This is a genomic window from Bacillus sp. TH22, assembly GCF_016651015.1.
GTDB lineage: Bacteria > Bacillota > Bacilli > Bacillales > Bacillaceae_G > Bacillus_A > Bacillus_A mycoides.
Window position 1 is genome coordinate 2,431,053 of record NZ_JAEKER010000001.1, and the last position, 26,966, is coordinate 2,458,018.

A 26,966-nucleotide genomic window follows, 5' to 3' on the forward strand; every position below is an offset into this window, starting at 1 on the left:
GAGAAAATTGGGATCGGAGAAAGTTCAAAATGACAAAAAAGCTATTTACAGAAAGAGACATTCAAATTCTATCAAATAACCCCTACATAAAATCTGTAAGTCAGAAAGGTATCACTTATACAGATGAATTTAAGCGTATTTTTATTGAGGAAAATGAGAAAGGAAAACTACCTCGAAATATTTTTGAAGAATGTGGTTTTGATATAGATATGATTGGAATGAAACGAATTATGTCATCAGGAAGTAGGTGGCGTGCTGCTTACAGAAAAAATGGTGTATTTGGTTTGCGAGATACACGCACCCAAAACGCGGGCGCGGGAAGAACTCTTGAGAGAGAGCTTACGTTAGAAGAGAAGTATGCTCGTTTAGAAGCCGAACGGAACTTACTAAAGGCAGAAAATGAATTGTTAAAAAAGATCAAACTTATGGAAGGGAGGATGAGAAGGAAATAACGTTATCACCTAGTCAGAAATATATCCTGATTCGTTCTGTCATCATAAAATATAACTTAAGAAATATGGTGAGTTATTTGTGTAAAGTAGCTGGTGTATCCCGTTCGGGATACTATAATTATTTTTCCATTTCATCTCAAGAACAACGGAAACAAAAGAACAATCAAGATGAAATCGTGAAAGAAATCATATTAAAAGCACTTCGATTTAGAAATCGAAAGAAAGGGGCTCGTCAAATAAAAATGACATTGGTGGGTCATTTTCAAGTTGTCTACAATTTAAAGCGTATCCGTAGAATCATGAAAAAATATGAGATTGTCTGTCCGATTCGGAAAGCAAATCCTTATAAAAGAATGCTGAAAGCTTCAAAAGAACATCGAGTAGTGCCGAATCAATTAAATCGAGAATTTAAACAAAACACCCCAGGAAAAACGCTTCTTACAGATATCACTTATTTAGTTTACGGTAAGAATAAAAGAGCTTATTTATCTACAATTTTAGATGGCTCAACCAATGAAATTTTAGCTTACCATGTTTCAGAACAGATGACATTAGACCTCGTAACAACAACTCTTCATAAACTAAAACGGAATAAGAGGATTCGATTGACTGAAGGTGCATATATTCATTCAGATCAAGGAGCCCACTACACAAGCCCTACCTACCAAAAATTAGTCAAAAAGCTAAAGCTCGGACAATCTATGTCAAGAAGAGGGAACTGTTGGGATAACGCTCCACAAGAATCATTTTTTGGTCATCTGAAAGATGAAGCACATATAAAACCTTGCGAGTCTTTTACTGAGTTGAAACAAGAGATTAAGAAATATATGACGTACTATAATCACTATAGATATCAATGGAATTTAAAAAAGATGACTCCTGTTGGATACAGAAATCATCTTCTTGATGTTGCCTAACTTTTTTAAAAATGTCCTTTACAAAGGGTACAGATTATTTCGCTTCTCTTTTTTTATTAAAAATCAGTTAATAGCTTTTCTTTTAGTTCCCCTATATCTAACGGTTTCGCATAATAAAAACCTTGTACAAAGTCGCAACTCATTGATTTTAATAAACTTTCTTGTTCTACCGTTTCTACCCCTTCAGCAACCACTAATAAATTTAAACTATGGGCAATTTCAATAACCGATTTTACAATCGTTCGCTCTGGTTGTGCATGATCATAATGAAACTCACGAATAAAATTACGATCAATTTTCACAATATCAAGTGGTAGTTGTTTTAAATAATATAATGAGGAATATCCTGTTCCGAAATCGTCTAAAGCGATTAAAATTCCCATACTTCTTAATTCTTGTAATGTAGCAATAATATAATCAAAATGACGTACAGCTATACTTTCTGTTATTTCTAATATTAAACGATTTGGCGGAAACCCTGTTCGCTTCAATATACTACGAACAGATAAAATAAATCGCTTTTGCATCAATTGTTGTATTGATAAATTAACAGATAACTTCAGTCCCTCTTGATAATCTGGTAAAGTTTTAAACAGTCGACATGACTTTTCTAGTACCCAGTCTCCTAGTTTTATAATAAGTCCACACTCTTCAGCTACAGGGATAAATTCACTTGGTGAAATAGGACCTTCTTCTGTCTTACAGCGTACTAAAGCCTCAATACCAGTACATTTCTTTGTTTTCAAATCAATAATGGGTTGTAATGCCACTTTTAATTCTTCGTCACGAATCGCTTTTTGCAAAGCAAATTCTATTTTCATTCTACGGTTTATTTTCGCACGTAATTCATCTGTAAAGAAGCACGCCGCATTTCTTCCTTGCTCTTTCGCACTATACATGGCTAAATCCGAATTTTTTAATAACGTTTCAACGTCTTTTCCATCTTGCGGATAGGAACAAAGTCCTAGACTAGCCGAAATATATACTTCATGACCTTCAAGCATAAATGGCGCTTGAAAGCACGACAACACGGATGTCGCTAACTGCCTCATCTCATCATGTGTATGAGTTTTTGTTAACAGCACAAATTCGTCGCCACCAAGCCTAGCCAGAACATCTTTCTCTCCTAGCACATAATGCAACCGTGAAGCAACTTCGCTTAAAAGTAAATCTCCTATCATATGACCTAACGTATCATTCACTAATTTAAAACGATCTAAATCAAAGTAAATCATGCCAAACTCTATTTTCTCTGCAATCATCTTATTTACAGTCGTAATTAACTGTAAACGGTTCGGTAAACTTGTTAACGCATCATGATAAGCAAGTTCCCTATAACGACTTTCGCTTAATCGTAATCTTTGTTCTGCTTCTTTCCTACTACTTATATCATTTCGAATTGCAATAAATTGATAAGGTTCTCCCTTTTCATTTAAAAATGGAACAATTGTTGTTTTAACCCAATAATACGTACCATCTTTTGCTTGATTTCGAATTTCCCCTGTCCAGACTTTTCCACTCAAAATACGCTTCCATAGGATTTGAAAAAATGCTTTCGGATGATATCCGGAATTTAAAATACGGTGATCTTTTCCTATTAACTCTTCTCTTTTATATTTTGAGATTTTACAAAATTTATCATTCACATATGTAATAAGACCATTTCGGTCTGTAATAGCAACAATTGAAGACTCATCTAATGCTAATTTTAAATCTTGCAATGAAGAGTCATATAATGCATGACCTCTTTGTTCTAGCATGCGCACCTCTCCTTGCTTCCTATCTGACTAAAACACAACTCGTTTCTCTTCATAGAAATAGAGATATTTCATTTTCTAACAATACGCCTTTACATAAAATGAAACTTTAATCAGTAGGGGGGGTGTCCATCCCCACTGATTATTAGCCTTCACCAATCGGGCTTTTATCTCCCACCTAACTTCCTCACATTCACCGAATTTTGAGGTGGGAGTCTTACTGCCCGTTAATGCGGGATAAATCATAATTTTTTTCTAAATAGGCCGATTAAAATAACATAATATTATTTATAAAAAAAAGCAATATGGTGCTGTTTTAATTATAGTAGAAGCTTCTCATCTCTCTACTTATCTAAGCTTATTATACAGTATTCTCTTACATTCTTTGAATTTGTAAAGTGACAATTTCATCACTATTAGCCTCTGCTCCCTACTAATACGACCTCACACCTAACCTCTTTTATTTCATTAAATGTTAAGATGTAAATCTAACTGCCGATACATAATGAAATAGAGATTAATATACAAAATACAACGATTCACGAATAATAATATAAAGTGAAACTTTAATCAGTGGGGGGGTTGTTCATCCCAACTGATCACCAATCGGGCTTTTACGGGTAGCAGGGCTTCCCCTAACTTCTTTGTTCCAGCTGAATTTTGAGGTGGGGGTTTTACTGCCCACAAATAGCGAGATAAAGCCAAAATTTGCATTTAACATATTGAATTATAATAACAACATATTAACATATTTTCACCTTGTTTTTGGAAATATTTTATAAATAAAGTATTAAACTAAAAAAGAGGATATCCTCTTTTTTAGTTTAATACTGATATGGTATTTGCTGATAACCCGGGTATGGCATTGGATATGGTGCTTGGATACGTTACTGGGTACGGTGCTCGGATAGTAGCCTCCACCTGCTGCACCCGTTAATGAGCCGACTGTAAGCCCACCTAACATGCCTCCGACAGAAACTTCCTGGGAAAAACCCTCCGCCCCACGAGCCGCCACCCTGACCCCATCCACCACCGTGATGATGATGATCATAATGATTGTGCCCACCATGGTGATTATGTCCTCCATGGTGATTATGCCCTCCCCCACCATGATGATTACGATAATATCCTCCGTGATTTAGCATATAGTTCATTTCTCTTCCTCTCCTTTTCAATTTCCCTACTTTAATATGTGTTGTATGAATAGTAAGGATACTGTTAATAATCCGTATAGTATGGATAGCAATATCCGCCATAACCAAACGCAGGACTAAGTAAAGCCCCTTCCAGGAAAGAATCCTCCTCCTAAAAATGGAGAATGTACAAATCCACCAAATGGAAGATCGTACATTTTATTCATCCCCTTTTCTATATAAAAATGTAATAATATACTGTATGTAGGACAAATGCGGAAAGCATGGGGAAAATGTCTATATTTTGTAAAAAAAACAAAACACTTTATAATAAGAATGTCAGATTACACCTTTTATATAAGAAGTCCATATTTAAGAAAGATTTGAGGAATTTTATAGAAATGAAGAAACCTATCGTTCAATTATTATTAATATTTACAATCGTATCTATCGTTCTTTTCCTATTAAATACATCGGTTATTTCGTTATATACGTTTGTTGGTGCTCTATGGTCCATCACAATCGTAGGAATTTCATTCGTTATTTTTATCGAAAATAGATCACCCCAAAGCACCTTAGCGTGGTTTTTAGTATTAGCACTTCTTCCTGTTGTAGGTGTACTTTTATACTCTATTTTCGGGCGTAGCCGTTGGAGAAGAAAAAAACATCTTCATCGTTCAGAAGAACAAAGAAAATTATTCCGCGAAATATTAGAAGGAAGACGACTAGAATTATCACTCACAGTTCCATTACATGAACGTTCCATACATTTAACAGAAGTAGTACAAAAATTTGGAGGCGGGCCTGCCACAGATAGAACGACAACAAAACTTTTAACAAACGGTGATCAAACCTTTTCAGAAATTTTGAACGCAATCGAGAATGCAAAACATCACATACATATTCAATACTATATTTATAAATCTGATGAGATTGGTACAAAAGTACGAGATGCTTTAATACAAAAAGCAAAAGATGGTGTTATTGTACGCTTCCTTTATGATGGACTCGGAAGTAATACGTTAAGACGACGATTTTTACAACCTATGAAAAAAGCTGGAATTGAAATTGTCGAATTTGACCCTATTTTTTCAGCTTGGTTACTCGAGACAGTTAATTATCGTAATCACCGTAAAATCGTCATTGTAGATGGAGAAATTGGTTTTACCGGAGGGCTCAACGTCGGTGATGAATATCTTGGTCGCTCAAAAAAATTCCCGGTTTGGCGTGATAGTCATTTAAAAATAGAAGGAAAAGCATTGTATAAATTACAAGCCATCTTTCTAGAAGATTGGCTTTATGCGTCTAGTGGATTGAATACTTATTCTTGGGATCAATTTATGAATAGACACTACTTCCCAGGAAAAGAAATTCCGGATGCAGAAGGTGCGGTGCAAATTGTAGCAAGTGGACCAAGCTCAGATGATAAAAGTATTCGTAATACATTACTAGCTATTATGGGCTCAGCCAAAAAGTCTATTTGGATCGCTACACCATACTTTATTCCGGATCAAGAAACTTTAACATTATTACGCTTAAGTGCAATATCTGGCATAGATGTACGCATTTTATATCCTGGTAAGAGTGATAGTATTATTAGCGATCAAGCATCTCAATCCTATTTCACTCCACTTTTAAAAGCTGGTGCTTCTATTTACAGTTATAAAGATGGATTTATGCACGCAAAGATTGTACTCGTTGACGATAAAATTGCAACAATCGGAACAGCAAATATGGATGTACGTAGCTTTGAATTGAATTATGAAATTATTAGCGTACTATATGAATCAGAAACCGTTCATGATATTAAACGCGATTTTGAAGAAGACTTTAAACACTCCACTGAAATTAAATGGAACTCGTTCCAAAAAAGAAGTATCAAAAAACGAATATTAGAGTCCTTTATGCGACTCATTTCTCCTTTACTATAAGCAATCAATGTGATATTGATTGCTTTTTCTTTTATATTTCCCCCTTCTCCTTTTCTTTGCATACCATATTAAAACAAGTTATCATAAGATGTATTACTTTATGAAAATAATGTTAGGTGGGAAATACATGTTAGAACAATTTCATATACATTCTGATTTAAAACAGCAGCTTTCTACAATTCACGAAAAGAATAAACAAGAAGCTGGTGAAAATGCACATTTAATTGGCAAGAAAATATATAAAGCATCTGATAACAGCATTATTGAAGATGCCATTACAGCACTTTTACTTGGTAAAAACATTCTATTAAAAGGACCAACTGGTAGTGGTAAAACAGTACTAGCGGAAACTCTTTCTTCTTTATTCCAAAAACCAATGCATAGCATTAACTGTTCTGTCGACTTAGATGTAGAAGGTATTTTAGGATACAACACATTACAAACAAAAGACGGCGCATCTGAAGTTATGTTCGTTAACGGTCCTCTTATGAAGGCAATGAAAAACGGTCATTTCCTTTATATTGATGAAATCAATATGGCAAAACCTGAAACGTTACCACTTCTTCATGGTGCGTTAGATTACCGTAAAATGATTACAAACCCATTTACACAAGAAGTTGTATACGGTGATGACGAATATCGCGTAATTGCTGCGATTAACGAAGGTTATGTTGGGACAAGTGAACTAAACGAAGCGTTAAAAAACCGTTTCGTTATTATTGAAGTTCCTTACATTCAAGGTGATACATTAAAAGAACTATTACTATCTGAATCAAAATTAAATGATGTTGCAACAATTGAAAAGTTCGTTGCATTCGCAAGCGATCTTATGCCTTTAGCTCGTGATGGGCGCGTAAGTGAAGAAGCAGCTAGTATTCGTGGCATTATCGATGCATGTGATTTAGGTGTATATATTCCTGTTATGCGTGCAATTGAACGTAGTATTATCGCAAAATTAAACGATGAAACAGAACAAATGACTGTCCGTGAATTAGCAGAAAGTTATTTCTTTGAGGGATAATTCATGAGACAAATTTTTAGTGACAAAAAAATTGATGCGTCGCTGTTTCTACAAATGGAAAACTTAATGTATGCTCTTCTAAAAGAAGACGATGCCTATCTTGAGTATGGCTATAAAGCATACTACGACGAAATTGAAAAAAAGGTTGTCATTAGTCACTTTTGGGATGATCGAAAAGAAGAGGATACAGTAATCGGATTAAAAAGCGAAGTGTTCTTAAAGGCACTTGGTAATAAACATTACTCGGACATGACTTTAATTCGTTCTTATGCGATTGAGTTACAAGAATCGCCTCTAAAAAAGTTTTTAACACAATTATTTGTTCTATTAGAAGATTTACGTGTTGAGGAAATCGTCAAAAATTTACGTCCTGGCACAAAACATATTTTTAAACGCCGAAAAGAAATGTATCGCAATTACTTTGGCTCACAAAATGAAATAAATCGTGTTCGTAACTATCACGGTGATCGTCTATTTTGTCTATGCTATCTTTCATTAACGAGTGATAAATATGAAATGTTTAATAATGAATATTTCGAGCAAATTGAATCAATTTTGCATGAAACATTCCAAGCTCGTAATACGGAAGATATTATGTATATTGTTGAGAAAATTCGCTATCGTTTAGAAGGACTTCTTGAAAGTGATATGCTTAATAATTATTTCGGACATGCACCGCTTTATTTATCTGTGATTGCAGATGAGAAAGACAGTCGCGCTGAAAAATTAGCAAATGATGATACGCAGCTCCTAGATGACGATGATAACAAAAACAAAATGGATGAAAGCTTCTCGACATGGCACCGTGAAAATAAAAACAATGAAAACGAGAACTTTTTACGCTTTGATTTAGAAAGCGGAACAAAAACAAATATGATGGGTGATACTGCTCGTGAATCAGAAGATGGTGACCAAGCACTTGGTTCTGTACAAGGTACTTCCCAAAAAAGTACACAATCTAACTTTGATGGTGCTGATACAGAGGAAGCAAGAGCGTCTCATGCTTCTAGCCAAAACGACGGTGCATACGGCAAGTATAATGTGGGAGCTTCTCATACATTTAAAGAAGCTCGCAAATCGAATCCTGATGAGAAAAAAGATTACCAAGCTATCAAATCAGTCGTTAATAAAGATGTAAAAGAATTAAAGAAAATTATCGAAAAAACAATTGAAAACAAAACGAATGCAAACAGTGATAAATATTACGGAAGGCTTCGTAAGAAATTCCTTCGTATTTATACTGAAAAGCAGCCGCGTATGTTTTATAAAAAAGGACAAGAATCACAAGAGCTCGACGTTGCATTCCAACTATTAGTGGACTGCTCTGGTTCTATGTATAACAAAATGGAAGAAACGAAGAAGAGTGTGGTCCTATTCCATGAAGCTTTAAAATCTTTAAAAATTCCGCACGCTATTAGTGGATTTTGGGAAGATGCTTCTAGTGCTAAACCTGAAGATAAACCGAACGTTATCCATGAAGTTGTTACGTATAAAAACTCAACGTTACCAAACGTCGGTCCAGAAATTATGCAACTTCGCGAAGAAGAAGATAACCGCGACGGGTATATTATTCGTATCGTTTCCGAAAAGCTTGCGAAAAGACCAGAAAAACATAAATTCTTACTTGTCTTTACAGACGGTGAACCTTCTGCACTAGACTATCAACAAGACGGAATTTTAGATACGCACGAAGCAGTCAAACTTGCTCGTAAAAGTGGTATGGAAGTAATCGGCATCTTTATCGAAGAAGGCGAAGCGAAAGAAGCGACTTATCAACTAATGAAAAACATTTATAACCATCACTTCTTAGTTGCAAATCATGCTGAAGATTTACGCCTGAAGATTAAACCATTGTTGAAGAAACTATTACTGAAGACGATTGAATAGAAAAACAGGAGCCACGAGGCTCCTGTTTTTTCGTTCACTCACTGTGTTTCTGGTTGAAATTTATATGGAATGGCTACTTCTAACAATGCTTCAAATCCCCCATCGTAGAATGGGAATCGTTCATTTGCGATTGTCCGATCCACCCACTCGATTGCGGAAATTTCTTCTCCATCTTCTGCACGAAGTTCACCTGTTACTACATTTGCTCGGAATGTAAAAAATAATGCATGATGTCCTTTCTCTTCAAAAAACTTCTCATTTAATGCGACAAGTCCACTGAGTGTGGCAGTTAAACCTGTCTCTTCTTTCACTTCTCTTACTAGTGCTTCCTCTAATATTTCACCTTTTTCAACAGCCCCGCCTGGCAATGAACAAACGTTTTGTTCTATATTATGTACCATTAATATTTTATCTTTTTCGCTATCGTGTATTAATGCATATACAACATCAACTCTTTGCATGTTGCTTTTCTCCCTTCCTAAAATAATTAAGAGCCAATTCCTAAGAATCGGCTCTTCCTATTAATTCATCACTAACTCAGCTGCGAGCTTTTTTTTTAACTTGGCTAACATATCAGTTGTCATTCTGTCTAAATCATATTCTGCCTTAAAGCCCCACTCTTTCATTGCTGCTGTTGCATCAATAGAGTTCGGCCAGCTATCAGCGATTGTTTGACGAGCTGGATCTACTGCGTAATCCATTGTAAAGTTCGGAATGTGTTTACGGATTGATGCTGCAATTTGCTCTGGTTCAAAACTCATTGCTGTAATGTTAAACGCATTTCTATGCACTAGTTTATTTTGATCAGCTTCCATTAATGAGATGATTGCTTGTAAAGCATCTGGCATATACATCATGTCCATGTATGTTCCTTCTGCAATGTATGAGGTGTATGTACCTTTTTTAATCGCCTCATAATAAATTTCAACTGCATAGTCAGTCGTTCCGCCTCCTGGAGGAGCTACGTAAGAAATTAAGCCTGGGAAACGTACACCGCGCGTATCAACGCCAAACTTTTGATGATAATAATCACATAGTAATTCTCCTGCTACTTTGTTTACCCCATACATCGTAGTAGGACGCTGAATTGTATCTTGTGGTGTATTATCTTTTGGCGTTGATGGACCAAATGCACCGATAGAACTTGGCGTGAAAAACTTACAGTTTAATTCACGTGCTGCTTCTAATGCATTTACAAGTCCGCCCATATTTAAATTCCAAGCAAATAACGGATTTTTTTCTGCAGTTGCTGAAAGTAAAGCCGCTAAATGAATAATTGTATCTACTTCATTACGCTTTGCAATATCATGTAATTTTTGTCCATCCGTTACATCTAACGTTTCAAATGGACCAGACGTTACTACTTCACTGTCTGTTTCACGAATATCTGTTGCAATAACATTTGATGCGCCGTATACATCACGAAGTTTCATTACTAGTTCAGAACCAATTTGCCCTAAAGAACCGGTTACTAGAATTTTTTTCATTTTTCCCACTCCCCATTTGCAAGCTATTCAAAAGATGTCGTTACTTAAATGATACCCATTTCTTTCCCTACTTTTTCATACTTACGAATTGCTTCATCTAGCATTTCTTTCGTATGAGCTGCTGTAGGCATATTACGAACGCGTCCCATTCCTTTTGCTACAGTTGGGAATACGATAGATTTTGCGTATACGCCTTCTTCATTTAGACGTTTACTAAATTCTTGTGTTAATACTTCATCACCAATAATACAAGGCGTAATTGGTGTCTCACTTTCTCCAATGTTAAAGCCAAGTTCTTTTAACCCTTGTTTTAAATAGCGACCATTTTCCCATAAACGATCGTGTAACTCTGTACTTTCCATTAGAATTTCAATTGATCTCATACAAGCAGCTGCATCAGCTGGTGTTAAAGCTGTTGAGAATAAGAATGGACGTGAACGCACTTTTAACCAATCGATTAAGTTTTGTTTCCCAGCTACATATCCACCAATTACCCCAATTGCTTTTGATAATGTACCGATTTGGAAATCAACTTTATCAGAAAGACCGAAATGTTTTACAGTACCTGCACCTTTGCCAAGTACACCTGAACCGTGTGCATCATCTACATATGTCATTAAATCCAGCTCTTCTGCAATTTCAACAATCTCTGGTAATTTTGCAATATCTCCATCCATTGAGAAAACACCGTCTGTAATAACCATTAATTTATTATAAAGACCTGATTCTTTTGCCTCGATTGCTTTTTTGCGTAAATCTTCCATATCAGAATGCTTATAAACGATGATTTTCGCTCTTGATAGACGACTACCATCAATAATAGATGCATGGTTTAATTCATCTGAAAGAATCGCATCATTTTTATCCATAACAGCTGAAATCGCTGCCATATTACAGTTAAATCCTGATTGATAAGCAATTGCTGCTTCTGTATGTTTAAACTTTGCAATTGTTTCTTCTAATTTAATATGCAAATCTAAAGTACCGTTAATTGTACGAACAGCTCCTGCTCCAACGCCGTACTTATGAATTGCACCAATTGCTGCTTCTTGTAAGCGATTATCAGTCGCTAATCCAAGATAGTTGTTTGAAGATAAGTTAATATATTCTTTTCCGCCAATTGTAATAATCGGTCCATTTGGACTTTCAATCGGATCAATTACGTTATAAAGCCCCTTTGATTTTAAATCCTCTAAATTTTCTTCTAAAAAGTTTGCAAGTGTTTTACTAGACATCGTGAAGCCTCCCATCGTTCATGTAAGCGGATTATTATCTTAATAGTTCTAATAATCCCTCTACTAGCTTAACACGTTTTCAGAATTTATTATAGAAAAATAGTTTAAAGAAACCGCTTACAATTTTAGATTATATATGATTCATTACAAGAAATCTATCATTTACTTTTCATATTTGATAGAATTAAAAAAATATTTAGGGAGGCTTTAAACATGGCATTTACTGAATCTGATGTATATAATAACGAAGCATTTTTTGAGCAATATATGCAGCGAAGATATCGAGAAAATAGTCCAAACGAATCCCTTGAAAAACCAGCATTCTTTCAGCTCATTGGCAATGTAACAGGAAAACAAATCCTCGATTTAGGTTGTGGTGATGCTAAATTCGGCGAAGAATTATTAGAACATGGATGCCACTCTTACACTGGTATTGAAGGCTCCGAGCTTATGTATGAAAAAGCTAAAAAACAACTAGAAAATAAAAATGGCACCGTTCATTTTTTAAACCTCAAAGACTACACATACCCTCCTTCTACTTTTGATTTAGTAACATCTAGACTCGCCTTACATTATATTGAACACCTTGATATCATTTTTCAAAATGTGTTTCAAACTTTAAAAACAAACGGAACCTTCACCTTTAGCGTTCAACATCCCGTTATTACCTCCTCATTTGAAAGCTTGCAAACGAGTGGTAAAAGAACTAGTTGGCTCGTCGATGATTATTTCGAAACAGGAAAACGAGTTGAGCCATGGATTGATCAAGAAGTTATTAAATATCACCGGACTACGGAAGAATATTTTACATTATTACAACAAGCCGGATTTACGATTACAAGCTTAAAAGAAGCTACACCAAATCGAAACTGTTTTCAAGATGAAGAAGAATATGAACGACGTTTACGTATTCCCCTTTTTCTATTATTTTCTTGCCGAAAATAAAGTGAAACTTTAATCAGTGGGGGATGTTCATCCCCCACTGATTATTAGCCCGCACCAATCGGGCTTTTACGGGCAGTTGATCCCCCAACCAGCTTCTTTGCTTTCGCTGAATTTTGAGATGGGGATCTTACTGTCCTCAAATAGCGGGGTAAAAAAGACGATGAATCCTCATCGTCTTTTTTCGTTATCTCATCGCCTGAACAGCCTCTTTAAGTACACGTCTTCCTCTTCCATGCGGGATACAGAGCGGTGTCCCAAATAACGGATCAGCGCTTATTTGACACTCCATACGGAATACATCCCGAACTAACTTCTGGTCAATAACTTCTTCTGGTTTACCTTGCGCATATATTTGTTTATCTTGAATAGCTACAATGTTGTCTGCGTAACGACATGCCAAATTTAAATCGTGCAATACCATAACAATCGTTCTTTGCTCTGTTTCATTTAATTCGAATAATAAATCTAACACTTCAATTTGGTGCGTCATATCTAAATATGTAGTCGGCTCATCAAGCAAAATAATATCTGTATCTTGTGCAAGGGTCATTGCAATCCAAGCACGTTGACGTTGTCCACCTGAAAGGGCATGAACATCACGCTCAGCAAATTCTGTCATACCCGTTGCAGCAAGCGCTTTTTGTACCATTTCCTCATCTTTTTCGGACCATTGCTTCAGCCATGTTTGATATGGATAACGTCCTTGCTTTACAAGTTGTAATACCGTAAGTCCTTCCGGTGCTTGTGGCCCTTGCGGTAAAATCGCCATTTGACGAGCGATTTGCTTCGTTTGCATACTTTGAATTGCTTGATTATCTAACAAAATGTCACCGGTTGTTGGCTTTAATAATCTAGCTAGTGAACGTAATAAAGTTGATTTCCCACAACCGTTAGAACCGATGAAGATTGTAATTTCCCCTTTTGGAATTTCTAAATTCAGCTCATCAATAATAATCGTTTCACCATACGACAGCGTCAAGCGTTTCGTCTCCAATGCTTTTTGCATATTCATCTCCCTTTATGAATTCCGACTTTTATAAAGTAAATAAATAAAATAAGGTGCACCAATTGCTGATGTAAATACCCCTGCTGGAATTTCAAGTGGTGTGAAAACTGTACGCCCAATTAAATCTGCAGCGAGTACTAGAATTGCACCGATAATCGCCGCAACTGGGAGCAATGCACCGTAGAAAGAGCCAACTAATCTTCGCGAAATATGAGGTGCCATTAAACCAACAAATCCAATTCCTCCTGCAAAGGCAACTGCCCCGCCAATTAAAGCTGTACTAAGTAACAACATAAATACACGCGACTTCGTTAAAGGAACACCAAGTCCCACTGCTATATCATCCCCTAGCTCTTGTGCATTTAAATGTCTCGCAGCGATAAATGATATTGTCGTTAAAATGAGAACCCACGGCGCAAGTACCATAACATTTTGCCATGAAGAACCGTAAACAGTACCTGTGATCCATACATTCGCTTGACTTGCTTGATAAATTGGTGCTAACAACATAAATAAAGTTGTTGCTGCTTTCGTTAATGCCCAAAATCCAACACCAATTAAAACAAGACTAATCGGTGATAATCCATCATTTTTCCAGGCAAATAAATATACAAAAAACGCTACAATTGTTGCCCCAGCAAAAGCTGCTAGCGGCATATAATGAATGCTTACTGTTAACGCATTGTTTTTATCACTAAATATAGCTAAAAAGAGTACAACTGCAACACTTGCCCCGCCCGTAATTCCGATGATATCAGGAGAAGCAAGTGGGTTTCGAACGAGCCCTTGTAAAATACAGCCCGCTACCGCAAGCGCAATTCCTACGAGGATAGCAATTAAAATACGCGGCATACGAAATTTATTTACAACCATATTTGACATCGCATCGCCATTTCCGGTAATCGCTTGCCATACGTCATAAGGAGCAATTTTCATATCCCCCATACCTGCACTCGCAAAAAATAATCCTATTAAAACAACTAGTAAACTCAATAAGACGAGACAAGCTCGTTTATACATTAAAAACGAGAGCTCGCCTTTTCCAATACGAAACGGAATATACTTCTTCATTTGCTAAGCCCTCTCTTACGTGCAATATAAATAAAGAATGGGGCCCCGATAAATGCTGTCATAACCCCTACTGGTACTTCTTGTGGCATAATGACATATCTTGCTGCTATATCAGCCAAGATTAATAGTATTGCACCTAACAATCCGCTATAGGGTACTCTCCATCTGTGATCTACCCCAACAAGAGTTCTTGCGAAATGAGGAGTAACGATGCCAATAAATCCAATTGGACCAGCAACCGCAACTGAACCACCAGACAACAGTACAATAATAAGTAACACGAATGATTTCATTAAAATCGTTCGTTGTCCGAGCCCCTTTGCAACATCTTCCCCCATCATTAATGTATTTACTTTCCCTGCCATCATAAAAGATGCAATCCAGCCTATTAATAAATACGGGAATACTGATTGTAAAATCTCTAACTTTCTTCCTTGCACAGATCCGGCAAGCCAAAATAACACTTCTTCAAATGCTTTTTCATTTAATACAAGTAACCCTTGTGTTAATGATGAAAATAAAGCGCTTATCGCTACACCTGCTAATGTTAACTTAAGAGGCGTTGTCCCTTCTTTTCCTAAAGAACTAGAGGCAAATACAAGTACTGCTGCAACTGCCGCTCCTAAAAAGGCAATCCATGTGAAAGCTGATAATGATGTCACGGAAAAGAGTACAATTGCTACAACTATAAAGAACGCAGCGCCTGAATTTAATCCAATAAAATCTGGAGAAGCAAGCGGATTCTTTGTTAAAGTTTGCATCAAACAACCCGCAATGGCTAAACTAGCACCAACACTTGCTGCAATTAACGCCCTTGGTAGACGCACATTTTGAATAATAATATGCTCATTTGAACCATTAAAATGGAAAAAAGCATCTAAAGCTAATTTCCAGCTCGTATTTGTATATCCGAAAATAATACTTCCCCAAATACAAATAACGACTGCAACGATTCCAACAAATAATCCAATCCATTTTGCTTGATTTGTTTTTAATAACATGCAGCGTTTCCCCTTCAATGTATAATGATACGTTGTAAGTGTATTTCAACTTAATTCTCATTGTCAACGATAATGAGAACTATTTTCAGTAATATATATTGACAATCAAAAGATAAAAGCTTAATATCATGCTTGCTATTGAAAAATATTCTCAACATGTAGGGGGTACATAATGAATTTCATGCAAAAGAAATCGTTTACAGTATTTGTATTTCTACTAGCTTTTTCACTTCTTTTAAGTGCTTGTGGAAAATCAAATAACAAAGAAGAATCAACAAAAGAAGATAATAAAAAAGAAATGATTACCGTTGAACACGCAATGGGTAAAACAGAAGTTCCTGCTAATCCAAAACGTGTAGTTATTTTAACGAATGAAGGAACTGAAGCTTTACTTGAATTAGGTGTGAAACCCGTTGGTGCTGTAAAGTCTTGGACTGGTGATCCGTGGTATCCACATATTAAGGACAAAATGAAAGATGTAAAAGTTGTTGGCGACGAAGGACAAGTTAACGTTGAAACGATTGCTTCTTTAAAACCAGACTTAATTATCGGTAACAAAATGCGTCACGAAAAAGTGTACGAGCAACTAAAAGCAATCGCACCTACTGTGTTCTCGGAAACATTACGTGGTGAATGGAAAGATAACTTCAAATTTTATGCAAAAGCTTTAAATAAGGAAAAAGAAGGTCAAAAAGTTTTAGCTGATTACGGAAAACGTATGGAAGATTTAAAAGGCAAACTTGGTGATACAGTAAATCAAGAAATTTCTATGGTACGCTTTATGCCTGGTGATGTTCGTATTTATCATGGCGATACATTCTCTGGTGTTATTTTAAAAGAACTTGGATTTAAACGTCCTGGAGATCAAAACAAAGATGATTTCGCAGAACGTAACGTATCTAAAGAGCGTATTTCGGCAATGGATGGCGATGTATTATTCTACTTCACATTCGATAAAGGCAATGAGAAAAAAGGTTCTGAACTAGAAAAAGAATATATAAACGACCCTCTCTTTAAAAACTTAAATGCAGTAAAGAACGGAAAAGCATACAAAGTTGACGACGTTATTTGGAATACAGCTGGCGGTGTAATGGCTGCTAACTTACTACTAGACGACATTGAAAAACGCTTTGTTAAATAATTTCATTGTAACCAGCTCCCTCTTTTATGGAGCTGGTTTTTTCATTTCACTGAAGTGTCACATTATTTCATTTTGTATTTTTATTCCCGATATGTTATATTATAAAAATAAATATAGAATATTTTCTCTATATCAGAATAAATATTCTAATCTAAATTTTCTGATTTATCATTATTTTACTTTATTTTAGAATTCAATTACTACATTTGAAAACGCTTATTATCTTGTTTTCAGGGAAAAATATAATAACGGTTGAAGAAAAATAGATTTTTTCATAAATTTTCTTGCTATTTCCATATAATTCTATTGACTTCTAAATATTTTGTGAATTAAAATAATTACATAAATATCCGTTATACAGGATTAGGGGGAAACAAACATGGATGCAGCTTTAAAATTAGACAAAGCTGGAGAGCAACAATCACCAAAAAAACATCCACCAGGATTATATTTGTTGTTCTTTACAGAGGCATGGGAAAGATTTAGTTATTACGGAATGCGTGGCTTATTAGTTCTTTATTTAACAACGAGCTTAGTAAGTGGCGGTTTAGGCTTTGATAAAGCAGTTGCTGTACAGATTTACGGTATTTTCACAATGTTAGTATACTTCACACCGATTATTGGTGGTTGGCTAACTGACCATTTCATTACGAAACGACACGCCATTACCATCGGCGGTATCATTATGGCGATTGGTAACTTTGTACTATTTTCCATGAACACGAAAACTGGACTTTTCTTAGGCTTAGGATTATTAGTTATCGGTAATGGATTCTTCAAACCAAATATTTCGACTTTATTAGGTCAATTATATAGCGAAAATGATTCTCGTCGTGATAGTGCCTTCACTATCTTCTACATGGGAATTAACTTAGGAGCTCTTATCGCTCCATTCATTTGCGGTTATTTCACAGATTATAGATACGGTTTCTTAACAGCTTGTATCGGTATGATCATTGGACAGATTACATTTAACTTATTAGCACCTCGTTACTTAGGATCAGCTGGAACAACTGTTGTCGGTAAAAAATCTAAAGAACAAAATGCAAAACCTATTGAGAAAAAACCTTTAACAACACAAGAGAAAAAGCGTACAACTGCAATTTTAATTTTAACTTGTTTCGTTGTATTCTTCTGGGCAGGATTTGAACAAGCTGGTAGTTCTTTAACACTTTACACAGATAAGTTCGTGGATCGTACAATTGGTGGATTTACAATTCCAACACCTTGGTTCCAATCTGTAAACCCACTATTCATTATCTTACTAGCATTACCAGTTTCTGCATTATGGATTAAACTTTCAAAAACAAAAAATGGTGATTTAAAAATTCCTACAAAAATGGCTTTTGGTATGATTTTACTAGGAATCGGGTACTTAGTTTTAACTTTAGCTGTTCTAAAAACTGGTAGCGATGAAGGTAACATTACAATGAAAGCAAACTTACTATTCATTGTATTCACTTACATGTTCCACACAATCGGTGAATTATTCTTATCACCAATCGGTTTATCTATGGTAAGTGCAATCGCACCTCTTAAATTAGCCTCTTTATTAATGGGTGTATGGTTAGCTGGTACTGGCTTTGCAAACTTATTAGCAGGACAATTAGCTGCTTTCACTCAATCTTTAGGATATTTAGAAGTATTCGCAAGCATCGGTGTTATCGTAATCGTGCTAGGATTAGTACTTCTTATGTTCTCTAAGAAAATTGCACATATGATGGAATAGTAAATAAAAAAGACGCTTCTACAATTAGAAGCGTCTTTTCTATTACATCTCTTCTAAAGCCGTGACATCCACGTGAACGCTCTCTCCTGGGTTGGATACGTCATACACTTGAGCACTACCCTTCTGCTCATCACAGCTCTCAATCCATACGGGGACTCCCTCGTATGTAACATCAATTCTACTTGAAGAAGATAATATCTGTTTCACACGTTTTACATCCATTATATTATTCCTCCTTTGGCTTACAACACTCCTTTCTATCTTTTCATATCCCTTCAGAATATATTCCGTCAATTTAGCACTTCAACCGATAGTTTGTTTCTTTCTAACGCGCTAATATATACGCTCTCAAATCTTCCTATTATTAGATCCTTTCCAAATAAAAAAGACGTATATTTCACACGTCTTTTTTCCATAATATTCAAAAATTAAGAAAATAATGTTTTTACTACTTCACTTACTTTATCGTTATGAATTTGATAGTACACTTCTAACCCGCGTCTCTCAAAGCGTACTACTTTATTTTGTTTTAATTTCGTTAAATGCTGCGAAACAGTTGATTGCGGAATTTCTAATACCTCTTGTAATTGTGTTACATTACATGTTCCACGCTGCATCAGTTCCATTACTAAACGTAGACGAAGTGGATGAGCTAATGCTCTTAACATCTGTACGTCTTCTTCTGAAATACGACAGTCAAATTGGTTTTGGTTCATAAAATTCCCCTCATTTTCATTTTTTATTTTCTCTTTATTTATTTATATATCTGTTCTTATATTTCCTGTTACGACATAACTTTATCAACCTATAATGCTGAGAAAATTTTCCGACTTTTATCAGCACACAGTTCAAGAAAAAATCCCACCTGATTTTGAATATTATACTATATGATACAATAAAAAAGCAAAACAAAGGGCTAGCAATACTTTGCTTACAAACGTTGTTTTATCAGGCTTTTTGTTATATTTTCACCTTACTGAAATGTACAGTAATGATATTGTAAAATATCGTCCATAATTGATAACCTATCGTAAAGTAATTTGACCATATTTAACCACTTTGTTACGATAAAAAGGAAATTTAAGTAAGGAGGATGATGTAATATTAAAAAATGGTTTATTATTGCGTTAATTAGCATTGCGGTTGGCTGGACTATTATCGATCACTTCCTATTAGACAACAAAGAAGATATAGCTTCAAAATCAAACACCCCCATTGGAACTGAAGTTGGCAATGTTGCCCGCAATTTCCTTCTAGAAACAACCACTGGTCAAGAAGTTCGCCTTACAGACTATAAAGGAAAAAAAGTAATATTGAATTTTTGGGCAAGCTGGTGTGGTCCATGCAAAATAGAAATGCCTGATATGGAAAAGTTTTATCACGATACTAAAGATATGGGGATTGAAATTGTTGCTGTAAATGCGACAGCTACTGAAAAAGACCCGAACAATGTAAAACAATTTCTTGAAGAAAACAAATATACCTTCCCCGTCTTATTAGATCAGAAAGGCCAGGCAAGTGCCGCATATCAAATCATCAGCATTCCAACATCTTTTGTCATCGATACAAACGGTGTCATTCAATATAAGCATGTAGGACCAATGACATATGAAAAAATGAAAGAATATGTCAATAATTTATAAAAGCGTATTCAAATCAATTTGATTACGCTTTTTGTCTACTTTATGAACAAAATGTTACTTTTAATACTATTATGGAATAATTATACTTTTTCACGTTGACAATAGTGTTGAAGGAGAATATACTAAGCATGTAAGTTGATTGTGAATAGTTTCACAAACAATGTGAATTTCTTCACATATAATAGATAGGAGTTGTCATTATTATGAGTACTTGGACACAAATTTATGACCCATTAAACAATATTTGGTTATCTGCACTAATCGCAGCACTCCCAATTTTTTGCTTCATTATTTGTTTAGTGGGATTCAAAATGAAAGGTTACATGGCTGGGCTTTATAGTGTGATCGTCGCTATTATTCTTGCTATATTTGTTTATAAAATGCCCGCAACTGTAGCTGTAGCATCTGCCGGATTCGGTGTTTTATCTGGATTTTATCCAATTTGTACTATCGTTATCGCAGCTATCTTCCTTTACAAATTAACTGTTAAAACAGAACAATTCAATGTCATTCGTGATAGCATTTCAAGTATTACAAATGATCAGCGTTTACAAGTATTATTAATCGCTTATTCTTTCGGTGCTTTCTTAGAAGGCGCAGCTGGTTTCGGTGTTCCAGTTGCTATTACAGCTGCATTACTTGTAGGTATGGGCTTTAATCCATTAAAAGCAGCAGGTATTTGCTTAGTAGCTAATATCGCTGGTGGTGCTATGGGTGCTATGGGTATTCCAGTTACAGTACCTGCACAATTAACTGGGCTAGATGCATTAACTGTCGGTCGTCAAGCTGTTTACATTTTGCCATTCATTAGCATTGTTTTACCGTTCTTACTTGTTTCAATGGTAGATGGATTTAAAGGCATTAAAGAAACTTGGCAAGGTATTCTTGTAAGTGGTGTTTCTTTCGCAATTACTCAGTTCCTTGTGACTTACTTCTTAGGCGCTGAACTTACTAATATTTTCGCAGCAGTCGTAAGTATGGTCGCTCTTACATTATTCTTACGTGTTTGGCAACCAAAATCTTCTGCTAAAGAAGAAAAACAAGAAGAAAAAGAATCTCATACATTCAATCAAATTTTATATGCTTGGTCCCCATTCGTATTCTTAACTGCATTTGTAACAATCTTTAATTTAAAACCAATTAAAGCTTTATTTGCTCCGGATGGTCCATTGGCAAACTTAGTATTTAACATTCAATTCCCTGGTCTTCATAATGCGGTTATGAAAACTGCACCAATTACAAAGGCTGATACACCTTTCGCAGCGATTTTCAAACTAGATGTATTCTCTTCTACAACTACTGCGATTGTATTAGCAATCATCGTTTCACTTATCGTCTACCGTGTAAACGGCAAAATGATTAAAGAATTAATGATCGAAACAATAAAAGAACTAAAAGTTCCAGTATATACAATTTGTAGCGTTATCGCTTTAGCTTACGTAGAAAACTACTCTGGTATGTCATCTACACTTGGACTTGCATTCTCTTCTACAGGAAATGCATTCCCAGTTCTTTCTCCAATCTTAGGATGGATTGGCGTATTCATTACAGGTTCAGTCGTATCAAGTGGTTCATTATTCGCACCACTTCAAGCAGTAACTGCCGATCAGTTAAACATCGTACCATCTACTCTCGTTTCATTAAACGTAGTTGGTGGTACAATCGCAAAAATGGTTTCACCACAATCTGTAGCAGTTGCTTGTGCAGCAGTTGGACTAGTTGGTCAAGAATCTGCTCTATTTAAAATAGTAATGAAATATAGTTTAATCTTCTTAGCTATTATTAGCTTACTTCAACTTAACTCTGTATTTAATATCTTCTAAAAAAAGCACCGATCCAAATGGATCGGTGCTTTTTACATTACATTTTTTTAGTCTTTAATAAAGAAGCACCAGCAATTTCAGGATGCGTCATTTCGTATGGATCCAAAATAATATCAAGCTCTTCTGCTGTAAGTACACCATGTTCTAAACATAGCTCCCTAACAGATTTTCCTGTCGCAATTGCTTCACGTGCAATGCGAGAAGCTGCTTCATAACCAATATGAGGATTAACTGCTGTAATAACTCCAACACTTTTTTCAACATATTGCTTAAGCAACTCTTCATTCGCTGTAATTCCCTTTATACAGTATTCACGGAATACACGGAAACCGTTATTCATAATACTGATGGATTGAATTAAATTAAATACTAATACCGGTTCCATTACATTTAACTCTAATTGGCCAGCTTCTGACGCTAAGCAAATTGTATGGTCATTTCCAATTACTTGGAAAGCAACTTGGTTAATTACTTCTGCCATAACTGGATTTACTTTACCCGGCATAATAGATGAACCTGGTTGACGAGCTGGTAATTGAATTTCCGCCAACCCAACACGTGGACCAGACGCCATAATACGAAGGTCATTTGCAATTTTAGACATATTCATCATACATACTTTTAGTGCTGCAGATACTTCTGTATATGCATCTGTGTTTTGCGTCGCATCAACTAAGTGCTCTGCACCAACAAGAGGGAAACCACTAAAAGTTCGTAAATGCTTCACAACTTGTTCTATATAAGTAGGGTTTGCATTTAATCCCGTACCGACAGCTGTCGCACCCATATTAACTTCGTATAAATGTTGACGAGACTGTTTAATTCTTTTTATATCACGCTCTAGCACTCTGCTATATGCTTCAAATTCTTGCCCAAGGCGAATTGGAACTGCATCTTGCAAATGCGTACGCCCCATTTTAATAACGTGATCAAACTCTTTTGCTTTATCATGAAAAGCAGAGTGAAGTTCTTCCATTGTAACAAGAAGTTCTTCCAGCATCATAAGAGTTGCTATATGAATCCCAGTTGGGAACGCATCATTTGTTGATTGGGCCATGTTCACATGAGTGTTTGGGCTAATTTTCGCATATTCACCTTTTTCGTATCCCATACGTTCCAGCGCTCTATTTGCAATTACTTCATTAGTATTCATATTAATTGAAGTACCTGCTCCGCCTTGAATCGGGTCTACGATAAATTGATCATGGAACTTTCCATCAACAATCTCTTGTGCCGCTTCTGCAATTTCTTGTCCGATATCTTTAGCTAAGTAACCTGTATCTATATTCGCAAGCGCTGCCGCTTTTTTTACAATTGCCATTGCCGTAATGAGTGACGGATGAATGCGGTATCCTGTAATAGGAAAGTTTTCTACGGCACGTAATGTTTGTACACCATAATAAGCTACACTCGGTACTTCCTTTTTACCTAAAAAATCTTTTTCTATACGTATATCCTTCGTTGCTATCATTTTTCATCACCTATACTTTTCATTCTAAATCCTTATCTAAAGAATTCGCCCTATAAAATACGAGTATCATTAAATGAATTCTTCAGTATCCACTTTCACTATATAGCACCTTTTTTGAAAGCGCAAACATTTATTTTTCTATATATACTTTTTATTAAAGTTTATATAATAGAAAATCCATTCATTCTTCTACTTTCTTTATTTCAACTCGCTTAATTTGATGCATATCCTTTTCAAGAACTTTAAAAGAAAAGCCGTGTTTTTCAATAATATCTCCTTCAGCAACGATCTGTTTTTGTACCATAATCCAGCCACCAATTGTATCTACATCATCAGCGATTAAGTGTATGCCAAATAAATCATTTACTTCACTAATAAGCACTTTTCCCTCTACGATTTTACACCCTTCACTTATATGCTCTATAGGCGGGTGTTCATCTTCATCGTATTCATCTCGGATTTCTCCAACAATTTCTTCTAAAATATCTTCTAGTGTAACGATCCCCGCTGTACCACCATATTCATCATATAATACAGCTAATGGAATTCGTTTTCTTTGCATTTGTAATAGCAAATCATGAATAGGGATATTTTCTAACACTTCAATAACTGGCCTTGTATATGGTGTAATCGAGCACCCCTCGTCTCGATTACCATCCATATAACGAATAAATAAATCCTTTACATTAACCATCCCAATAATTTCATCTTTATCTTCACCAAATACGGGATATCTCGTGTACTTTTCTTGTGCGATTATTTTAATATGTGTTTCAAATGGTTCGTCCTCATATAAACCTACAACTTCCGTACGAGGTACCATAATTTCCTTTGCGACTCTATTATCGAATTCAAAAATATTATTTACATATTTAAATTCCCTTTGATTAATCTCTCCACTCTCATAACTCTCAGATAAGATTAATCGTAATTCTTCCTCCGAATGAGCTACTTCATGTTCAGAAGCCGGATGTAATCCGAATAACCCTGTTACAAGCCTTGCAGAACCATTTAAAGCCCAAATAAACGGATACATTACTCGGTAAAAGTAAATAATTGGCTTCGATAATAATAAGCTAACTTGCTCTGCCCTTTGTATAGCGAGCGTCTTCGGAGCAAGTTCACCAATGACAACATGTAAAAACGTAATAACTGCAAAGGCAATAATAAATGAAACTGTACTTGCAATTGCAGGAGATAAGTGTAGTTTTAAAAACAACGGCTCGAGTATATGTTTTATAGTGGGCTCTCCTAACCACCCAAGCCCTAAAGCAGTAATTGTAATACCTAACTGACATGCTGATAAATACTCATCTAAATTCGAAGTTACTTTTTTAGCTGCCAATGCTCCTCGTCGTTTTTCACTAACGAGTTGATCAATACGACTGCTACGCACCTTAATAATTGCAAACTCAACAGCCACAAAAAATGCTGTTAACGCAATAAGGATGGCTACCATCAGTAATTTTAAAATATCCACATATGCCCTTTAGCTTTCTTAGCTAAAGTTACACCTCCTTTAAAAAAGAAGTTTCACTTTAGTTTCTTCATTTATTTGAAAGCAACCCTATATAAAATTCACCAATTTCAAGCCTCATACAATTCTAAAGGCAAGCCATCAGGATCTTGGAAAAAGACAAATTTTTTATCCGTAATTTCATCCATACGTATCGCTTCAGTCTCCACACCGCATTGTTTTAAATGGTTTACAGCTTCTTCTATATTTGTAACAGCAAATGCTAAATGTCTAAGTCCAGCTGCTTCTGGAAAACTTGGGCGCTCAGGCGGACTTGGAAATGAAAATAATTCAATTTGATACTCTTCCCCTACACATAAATCTAACTTATAAGAATCTCGTTCTTTTCTATATACTTCATTTATCGCTTTAAAACCTAATATCCGAGTATAAAAATCCTTTGACAGTTCATAATTCGAACAAATAATTGCAACGTGGTGCACTCTACATATATTCATGCTCTCTCTATTCCTTTCTTTACCAAAGATGCATATTCTCCCTTGAAATGAAAAACATATATAGCAGAATATCTCTTTTAGGGGGCTTACTATGAAATTTATTACTTTTTTCGTGGGACTTATCGTTGTTTTCTTCCTTGCTTATATTGCTAGCAACAATAAGAAACATATTAAATTTAAACCAATTTTTATCATGCTTATTATACAATTAATTTTAACCTATTTATTATTAAATACAGAAATTGGTCTCATACTTATTACGGTAATTTCTAGCCTGTTTACGAGGCTACTTGAGTATGCTGCCAGTGGTATAAACTTTGTATTTGGCGGTCTTGCAAATAAAGGGGAAATGCCATTTTTCCTTAACGTATTATTACCGATTGTCTTTATCTCCGTCTTAATTGGTATATTGCAACATTTCAAAATACTACCATTCTTTATTCGTTGGATTGGTTTCTTTCTTAGTAAAATAAACGGTCTTGGGAAATTAGAATCTTACAACGCCATCGCTTCCGCTATTGTCGGCCAATCAGAAGTTTTTATTACGGTTAAAAAACAATTAGCCCAAATTCCAAAACATCGACTATATACACTTTGCGCCTCTGCTATGTCAACAGTATCTATGTCCATTGTCGGTGCCTATATGACAATGATTGAACCAAAATATGTAGTAACCGCACTCGTTCTCAATTTATTTAGTGGTTTTATTATCGTACTCATTATTAACCCTTACGACGTTAACGATGATGAAGACATTTTGGTAATAAAAGGGGAAAAACAAAGTTTCTTTGAAATGCTTGGAGAATACATTCTTGATGGTTTTCGTGTAGCAATTGTCGTCGGTGCTATGCTCATTGGATTCGTCGCATTAATGAGTTGCATTAATGACCTATTCCTCATTATATTCGGCATTACTTTCCAACAATTAATAGGCTATGTATTCGCCCCTATTGCATTTCTTATCGGCGTACCAAGTTCTGAAATTGTCACAGCGGGTAGCATTATGGCAACAAAGCTTGTAACAAATGAATTTGTAGCAATGATGGATCTTAGTAAAATTTCCAGCACTCTCTCTATCCGTACAGTTGGTATTATTTCTGTCTTCCTCGTTTCTTTTGCCAACTTTTCTTCCATTGGAATTATTTCCGGTGCGGTAAAAGGGTTAAACGAAGAACAAGGAAATGTTGTTGCCCGCTTCGGCTTAAAATTACTATACGGCGCTACTCTTGTTAGTATTTTATCTGCGATTATTGTAAGTATTATGCTTTAATTAGGTAAAATTTTATCATTTTCTTATCCCTGTCTTTTGTATACAATAACGAATAGGTGTCTTATAAAGTGA

At 35.5% G+C, this 26,966-nt stretch carries 22 protein-coding genes and 1 pseudogene; 10 read left to right on the plus strand and 13 right to left on the minus strand.

Annotation, left to right across the window (positions count from 1 at the left end; all coding sequences use genetic code 11):
• Positions 1–29 precede the first annotated feature (29 nt).
• A protein-coding gene (locus JFU18_RS12405; RefSeq protein WP_201034698.1) for an IS3 family transposase occupies positions 30–1,369 on the plus strand; the annotation gives its coding sequence in 2 pieces (ribosomal slippage) (positions 30–423 and positions 423–1,369; 1,341 coding nt in all).
• Between the two features lie 56 nt (positions 1,370–1,425).
• Here JFU18_RS12405 and JFU18_RS12410 read toward each other — a convergent pair.
• Positions 1,426–3,129, minus strand: coding sequence for a putative bifunctional diguanylate cyclase/phosphodiesterase (locus JFU18_RS12410; protein WP_002010499.1), 1,704 nt, complete (start codon positions 3,127–3,129; stop codon positions 1,426–1,428).
• Positions 3,130–3,950: 821 nt separating this feature from the next.
• Positions 3,951–4,280, minus strand: a pseudogene (locus tag JFU18_RS12415) (hypothetical protein).
• Between the two features lie 380 nt (positions 4,281–4,660).
• Between JFU18_RS12415 and JFU18_RS12420 the strand changes: the two are divergent.
• The 3 genes from JFU18_RS12420 (at position 4,661) to JFU18_RS12430 (ending at position 9,098) form a co-directional block, all read left to right on the plus strand.
• Positions 4,661–6,190: a cardiolipin synthase gene (locus JFU18_RS12420; RefSeq protein ID WP_201034697.1), complete on the plus strand. Its 1,530-nt coding sequence runs from the start codon at positions 4,661–4,663 to the stop codon at positions 6,188–6,190.
• A gap of 127 nt (positions 6,191–6,317) precedes the next feature.
• A complete protein-coding gene (locus tag JFU18_RS12425; protein ID WP_201034696.1) occupies positions 6,318–7,211 on the plus strand; it encodes an ATP-binding protein in 894 nt (297 codons plus the stop codon).
• Between the two features lie 3 nt (positions 7,212–7,214).
• On the plus strand, positions 7,215–9,098 hold the full coding sequence (locus tag JFU18_RS12430; RefSeq protein ID WP_002029726.1) for a vWA domain-containing protein: 1,884 nt from the start codon (positions 7,215–7,217) through the stop codon (positions 9,096–9,098).
• Positions 9,099–9,136: 38 nt separating this feature from the next.
• On the opposite strand, the gene JFU18_RS12435 is transcribed toward JFU18_RS12430, so the two are convergent.
• Genes JFU18_RS12435 through JFU18_RS12445 form a run of 3 tightly spaced genes read right to left on the minus strand, consistent with a single transcriptional unit; the run spans position 9,137 to position 11,820 of the window.
• On the minus strand, positions 9,137–9,559 hold the full coding sequence (locus JFU18_RS12435) for an NUDIX hydrolase (protein WP_201034695.1): 423 nt from the start codon (positions 9,557–9,559) through the stop codon (positions 9,137–9,139).
• Between the two features lie 60 nt (positions 9,560–9,619).
• Positions 9,620–10,585 (minus strand): L-threonine 3-dehydrogenase, encoded by a 966-nt coding sequence (locus tag JFU18_RS12440; RefSeq protein ID WP_201034694.1) that lies wholly within the window; start codon positions 10,583–10,585, stop codon positions 9,620–9,622.
• A 44-nt stretch (positions 10,586–10,629) separates the two neighbouring features.
• Positions 10,630–11,820: a glycine C-acetyltransferase gene (locus JFU18_RS12445; protein ID WP_201032448.1), complete on the minus strand. Its 1,191-nt coding sequence runs from the start codon at positions 11,818–11,820 to the stop codon at positions 10,630–10,632.
• 213 nt (positions 11,821–12,033) lie between these two features.
• Between JFU18_RS12445 and JFU18_RS12450 the strand changes: the two genes are divergently transcribed.
• Positions 12,034–12,765 (plus strand): class I SAM-dependent methyltransferase, encoded by a 732-nt coding sequence (locus tag JFU18_RS12450; protein ID WP_201032447.1) that lies wholly within the window; start codon positions 12,034–12,036, stop codon positions 12,763–12,765.
• A gap of 184 nt (positions 12,766–12,949) precedes the next feature.
• Here the strand turns inward: JFU18_RS12450 and JFU18_RS12455 are convergent, their stop codons facing one another.
• Genes JFU18_RS12455 through JFU18_RS12465 form a run of 3 tightly spaced genes read right to left on the minus strand, consistent with a single transcriptional unit; the run spans position 12,950 to position 15,843 of the window.
• On the minus strand, positions 12,950–13,771 hold the full coding sequence (locus JFU18_RS12455) for an ABC transporter ATP-binding protein (protein WP_002167083.1): 822 nt from the start codon (positions 13,769–13,771) through the stop codon (positions 12,950–12,952).
• Between the two features lie 12 nt (positions 13,772–13,783).
• Entirely contained in the window at positions 13,784–14,842 is a 1,059-nt protein-coding gene (locus tag JFU18_RS12460; protein WP_002125167.1) for a FecCD family ABC transporter permease, read from the minus strand.
• Complete coding sequence (locus tag JFU18_RS12465; RefSeq protein ID WP_085309063.1) at positions 14,839–15,843, minus strand: FecCD family ABC transporter permease; 1,005 nt, start codon at positions 15,841–15,843, stop codon at positions 14,839–14,841. The genes JFU18_RS12460 and JFU18_RS12465 overlap by 4 nt, the downstream gene beginning before the upstream one ends.
• Positions 15,844–16,015: 172 nt before the next feature.
• On the opposite strand from JFU18_RS12465, the gene JFU18_RS12470 reads away from it, so the two are divergent.
• A complete protein-coding gene (locus JFU18_RS12470) occupies positions 16,016–16,984 on the plus strand; it encodes an ABC transporter substrate-binding protein (protein WP_002125165.1) in 969 nt (322 codons plus the stop codon).
• A 379-nt stretch (positions 16,985–17,363) separates the two neighbouring features.
• Complete coding sequence (locus JFU18_RS12475; protein WP_201034693.1) at positions 17,364–18,713, plus strand: peptide MFS transporter; 1,350 nt, start codon at positions 17,364–17,366, stop codon at positions 18,711–18,713.
• A 42-nt stretch (positions 18,714–18,755) separates the two neighbouring features.
• Here JFU18_RS12475 and JFU18_RS12480 read toward each other — a convergent pair whose 3' ends face one another.
• On the minus strand, positions 18,756–18,935 hold the full coding sequence (locus JFU18_RS12480; protein ID WP_002010492.1) for an acid-soluble spore protein H: 180 nt from the start codon (positions 18,933–18,935) through the stop codon (positions 18,756–18,758).
• 206 nt (positions 18,936–19,141) lie between these two features.
• Positions 19,142–19,429, minus strand: coding sequence for an ArsR/SmtB family transcription factor (locus JFU18_RS12485; RefSeq protein ID WP_001075217.1), 288 nt, complete (start codon positions 19,427–19,429; stop codon positions 19,142–19,144).
• Positions 19,430–19,927: 498 nt separating this feature from the next.
• On the opposite strand from JFU18_RS12485, the gene JFU18_RS12490 reads away from it, so the two are divergent.
• Both JFU18_RS12490 and JFU18_RS12495 read left to right on the plus strand, forming a co-directional pair.
• Positions 19,928–20,356, plus strand: a complete 429-nt coding sequence (locus tag JFU18_RS12490) for a TlpA disulfide reductase family protein (protein ID WP_080020866.1) — start codon at positions 19,928–19,930, stop codon at positions 20,354–20,356.
• 203 nt (positions 20,357–20,559) lie between these two features.
• Complete coding sequence (locus JFU18_RS12495) at positions 20,560–22,179, plus strand: lactate permease LctP family transporter (RefSeq protein WP_002029741.1); 1,620 nt, start codon at positions 20,560–20,562, stop codon at positions 22,177–22,179.
• 37 nt (positions 22,180–22,216) lie between these two features.
• Here the strand turns inward: JFU18_RS12495 and aspA are convergent, their stop codons facing one another.
• The 3 genes from aspA to gloA2 all read right to left on the minus strand — a co-directional run bounded on the left by aspA (position 22,217) and on the right by gloA2 (position 25,624).
• A complete protein-coding gene (gene aspA / locus JFU18_RS12500; RefSeq protein ID WP_201034692.1) occupies positions 22,217–23,650 on the minus strand; it encodes an aspartate ammonia-lyase in 1,434 nt (477 codons plus the stop codon).
• 181 nt (positions 23,651–23,831) lie between these two features.
• A complete protein-coding gene (locus JFU18_RS12505; RefSeq protein ID WP_016093357.1) occupies positions 23,832–25,130 on the minus strand; it encodes a hemolysin family protein in 1,299 nt (432 codons plus the stop codon).
• Positions 25,131–25,237: 107 nt separating this feature from the next.
• Positions 25,238–25,624, minus strand: a complete 387-nt coding sequence (gene gloA2, locus JFU18_RS12510; protein ID WP_001017670.1) for an SMU1112c/YaeR family gloxylase I-like metalloprotein — start codon at positions 25,622–25,624, stop codon at positions 25,238–25,240.
• A 91-nt stretch (positions 25,625–25,715) separates the two neighbouring features.
• On the opposite strand from gloA2, the gene JFU18_RS12515 reads away from it, so the two are divergent.
• The gene (locus tag JFU18_RS12515) at positions 25,716–26,894 is read left to right on the plus strand and encodes a NupC/NupG family nucleoside CNT transporter (protein ID WP_000668860.1); all 1,179 of its coding nucleotides are present in this window, start codon (positions 25,716–25,718) and stop codon (positions 26,892–26,894) included.
• The last annotated feature ends 72 nt before the right edge of the window (positions 26,895–26,966 follow it).